The organism is Microbacterium testaceum (genome assembly GCF_001476285.1).
GTDB lineage: Bacteria > Actinomycetota > Actinomycetes > Actinomycetales > Microbacteriaceae > Microbacterium > Microbacterium testaceum_B.
Genome location: NZ_LDRU01000076.1, coordinates 1 through 3617, shown reverse-complemented (window position 1 = coordinate 3617; position 3617 = coordinate 1). Strand labels below are relative to the sequence as shown.

Sequence of the window (3617 nt, the reverse complement as noted above, 5' to 3'; positions counted from 1 at the left end):
TGCCTGATCGCCACCGCCGCCGGCCGCGGCGGTGGCGATCAGGCAGGACAGGATGACGGAGTCGGGATGCTCGCGCGCACGCGCGGGTCCGTCGTAGCCGAGGAATGCTCCCGTGGCCGCGAGCTCGGCGTGCAGCCCCGGGTCGGGATTGCGATCGACGTGCGCCAGGGCGACGCGGTCGGCCCGCACGCCGACGTCCGCCAGTGCCTCGAGCGCCTCGAAGGCCGCCGTCCCGTGCTCGAGGTGCACCATGACCGGAGCGCCGGTCGCCGCATGCGCGCGGCCGATCGCCTCGATGGAGCGTCGGGCGATGGCATCCAGTCGCCAGTAGCCCATTCCGGCTTTGAGGAGACCCGCCCGGACCGCCGGATCGCGCGTTTGGCCTGGCTCGGCGGCGCCGAGCAGGAGGTCGTCCTCGAACGCTGCCGCGAGCGTGTCGACGTCGGCCGAGAGGAGCGGGTGTCCGTCACCATAGTGCTCGCGTCGGTGCAGTCCGGTCGTCAGGACCACTGTGACCCCGGTGGCCTCCGCGATGCGACGTGCGGCGGCCGGGCGGCGGCCGAGACCGAGGGGTGTGGCATCCACGAGGGTCTTGAATCCGGATGCCGCGAACTGGCGCGTCTCTTCGGCACTGGCCGCTTCGTCGTCGAGGTCGTCGCCGGGGAGCAGTGGCGAGACCTGGAAGAGGTGCTCGTGATAGTCGACGTTCCCGAGCGCCTCGGGGGCGAGGTCGCCCGTGACGGTTCGGACGAACCCGCTCATGCGGGCACGGGGTGAGCGGGCACGGGGTGCGCGGGAGCCTGTCCGCGGAGGAGTGCGACCATGTCGCTCACCGCCATGCGCCCCATCCCGTCGACGCCCTCACGGGTCTGCGCCCCGAGATGCGCGGTGACGACCACGCGGTCGGCGAGGTCGGCGGCCAGCAGCGGCGATGCTGCCTCTCCGGCGGTCTCGATGGCGAGGGTGTCGGCGGCGTACGCGGCCACGCGTCCGCGCCGGGCGGCGCGGGCGACCGCCTCCTCGTCGACGAGGTCGGCGCGAGCCGTGTTCACGAGCAGAACGGGCCGGTCGGCGGCCGACAGCCACCGCTCGTCGATGACCTTCTGCCCGCCCGGCGCATGTAGTGTCACAACATCACAGCGGGTCGAGAGCGTCTCGGTGTCGGCGCGCTCGACGGTCTCGAAGAGCGGATCGCCGGCGTCGACCCAGGGATCGGCCCCCAGGACCGTGGCGCCGAACGCGCGCAGGCGCTCGGTCACGAGGCGTCCGATGCGACCGAGCCCGACGACCCCGACGGTCAGCGCAGAGAGCTCTCGCGCGGGCTTGCCCGACCAGTCGCCCGCGCGCACGCGACGATCCGCGGCCGGGATGCCCCGCAGCGCCGTCAGGAGGAGGGCGAGGGTGTGCTCGGCCACCGCGGCCGAGTTCGCGCCGGGAGTGTTCGTGACCGGGATGCCACGCGCCGCCGCCGCGGCCAGATCGACGTTGTCGACGCCGACGCCGTAGCGCGCGATCCCCTTCAGGTGCGGGGCGAGGTCGAGGTGGGCCGCGGTCACCGGGCCCGTGCCGGCGATCCACCCGTCGGCCTCGGCGAGCAGGGGAGCCAGCTCCTCGAGATCGTGCGACGAGCCGGCGCGGACGACGCGGTATCCCGCCTCCGCGAGGACCGCTCCGGGGTCGTACTCGCCCGACCCGAACGAGCGGGAGGTGACCAGCACGACCCCGGTCACGAGTCGGCCTCGGTGGCGTCGCCCTCGGCGTGACGCATGGCCGCGAGCTCGCTCTTCATGCGGCGGATGGCTTCGCTGTGGGCCGGGGAGCGGCGCAGCGCGACACCGGTGGCGAGGATGTCGATGACCACGAGCCCGGCGAGACGGCTCGTCGACGGGGTGTACACGTCGGTGTCTTCGAAAGTGCGCACGATCAGGGGAATATCCGCGACTTCGGACAGCGGGCTGACCCGGCCCGTCAGCGAGATCACGGTTCCGCCGGCCTTGCGCGCCGCCCGGGCGACGGTGAGGGTCTGCTCGGTGTGCCCGGTGTTCGAGATCGCCACGGTCACGCTGCGGGGACCCGACATCGTCGCGGCGATGAACTGCTGGTGAAAGTCCTCGGGGGCTTGGCAGGGGACGCCGAAGAGGGGGAACTTCTGCTGGGCGTCCTGCGCGATGATGCCGCTGGCGCCGAAGCCGACGAAGAGGATGTCGCTGGCATCCAGGATCGCCTCGATCGCACGCTCGACGGCTGCGGGCGCGAGGGTGCGGCGCGCGCGGTCGAGGCTCGAGATGGTGTGGTCGAAGATCTTCTCGGCCACGTCGCCCGAGGAGTCCGACGAGGTGATGGTCGAGTGGGTGACCGGCAGCCCGAGGGCGAGGGTCTGGGCGAGCTGGATCTTGAAGTCCTGGAACCCCTCGCAGCCGACCGAGCTGCAGAAGCGCATGACGGTGGGCTCGCTGACCTCGGCGGCCTCGGCGAGGCCGGCCATCGTGTACTGGGCGGCGCCGACGGGATTGTCGAGGACGATCGCGGCGACCCGCTGTTCGGAGCGGCGCAGGTGCGGCAGTTGACGGGTGATTCGCTCGAGAAGCGTGTCGGTGGACTCTTCGCTGGCCTGCTCGACGTCGAGGGTCATCGCGAGCTCCTTCCATGTAGTATGGCTACATCTTAGCCGATGCGGGCTCCCCCGCACAGCGCGACAGCACAGGAGGACGAAGATGTACCGACAAAGGCTGGAACTCACCGACCGTGTGGCGGTCGTGACCGGAGGCTCCCGCGGCATCGGGTTGGCGGTCGTCACCGCTCTCGAGGAGTTCGGGGCGACCGTCGTGATCGCCGACGTGCTCGATGAGGCCGGAACCGCCGCCGCGGCGTCGTTCGAGGGGGGACGGGTGTCGTACGTCCACCTCGACGTCACCGATGCTGCCGAGGTGGAGCGTGTCTTCGCGGATGTCGCCGCCCGCCTCGGTTCGATCGACATCCTCGTCACCTCCGCGGGCATCGCGAACCACCAACCCTCGCTCGAACTCGAGCGGGAAACGTGGGACCGGGTCCTCGCCGTGAATGCGACGGGCACGTTCTGGTGCGCGCGCGAGGCCGCGCGCCACATGCAGGAGCGTGGTGGTTCGATCGTCGCGATCGGCTCGATGTCGGGCGAGCTCGCGAACGCGCCCCAGCGCCAGGCCGCGTACAACGCCTCGAAGGGAGCGGTGCACCTCGCGGTGAAGTCGCTCGCGATCGAGTTCGCCGAGCAGGGCATCCGTGTCAACGCGGTCGCCCCCGGCTACGTCGGCACGGAGTTGACCAAAGAGGGCGTCCCCGGCGACTGGTGGGACGACTGGGTGCGCCGCACGCCGATGGGCCGCCTCGGCGCGCCCGAGGAGATCGGCTCCCTCGTCGCGTTCCTCGCGTCGGACGCCGCGTCGTACATGACAGGCTCGGTCGTGCTGATCGACGGCGGTTACTCGGCCTGGTGACCCGCGCCGGGCGCGGCGCTGCTGCCGCCGCTGTCGTGCTGCGCTGCCGCGGTCTCGCGCGCGGGCGCTGCCGCGCGCCCCGCGCCACGCATAAACGCTGTTCGCTCGCATAAACGCGCTCTCCTCGCGTTTATGCGCGTGGAT

The 3617-nt window shown here is 71.7% G+C and carries 4 protein-coding genes; 1 reads left to right on the top strand and 3 read right to left on the bottom strand.

Going from position 1 to position 3617, the window contains the following annotated elements:
- From NS283_RS13030 to NS283_RS13020, 3 genes are all read right to left on the bottom strand, one after another.
- A partial coding sequence (locus NS283_RS13030; RefSeq protein ID WP_058597297.1) for an aryldialkylphosphatase occupies positions 1-762 on the bottom strand: 762 nt, incomplete at its 3' end.
- Entirely contained in the window at positions 759-1730 is a 972-nt protein-coding gene (locus tag NS283_RS13025) for an NAD(P)-dependent oxidoreductase (RefSeq protein WP_058597296.1), read from the bottom strand. The genes NS283_RS13025 and NS283_RS13030, both read right to left, overlap by 4 nt.
- Complete coding sequence (locus tag NS283_RS13020) at positions 1727-2632, bottom strand: SIS domain-containing protein (RefSeq protein WP_058597295.1); 906 nt, start codon at positions 2630-2632, stop codon at positions 1727-1729. The genes NS283_RS13025 and NS283_RS13020 overlap by 4 nt, the downstream gene beginning before the upstream one ends.
- Before the next feature lie 82 nt (positions 2633-2714).
- Between NS283_RS13020 and NS283_RS13015 the strand changes: the two genes are divergently transcribed.
- Positions 2715-3473, top strand: coding sequence for an SDR family NAD(P)-dependent oxidoreductase (locus NS283_RS13015; RefSeq protein WP_058597294.1), 759 nt, complete (start codon positions 2715-2717; stop codon positions 3471-3473).
- Positions 3474-3617: the final 144 nt, after the last annotated feature.

What these genes read in the sequence shown, in the direction of transcription:
- NS283_RS13020 (WP_058597295.1), bottom strand. Translation starts at nt 2,632, where the DNA reads ATGACCCTCGACGTCGAGCAGGCCAGCGAAGAGTCCACCGACACGCTT.
- NS283_RS13015 (WP_058597294.1), top strand. Translation starts at nt 2,715, where the DNA reads ATGTACCGACAAAGGCTGGAACTCACCGACCGTGTGGCGGTCGTGACC.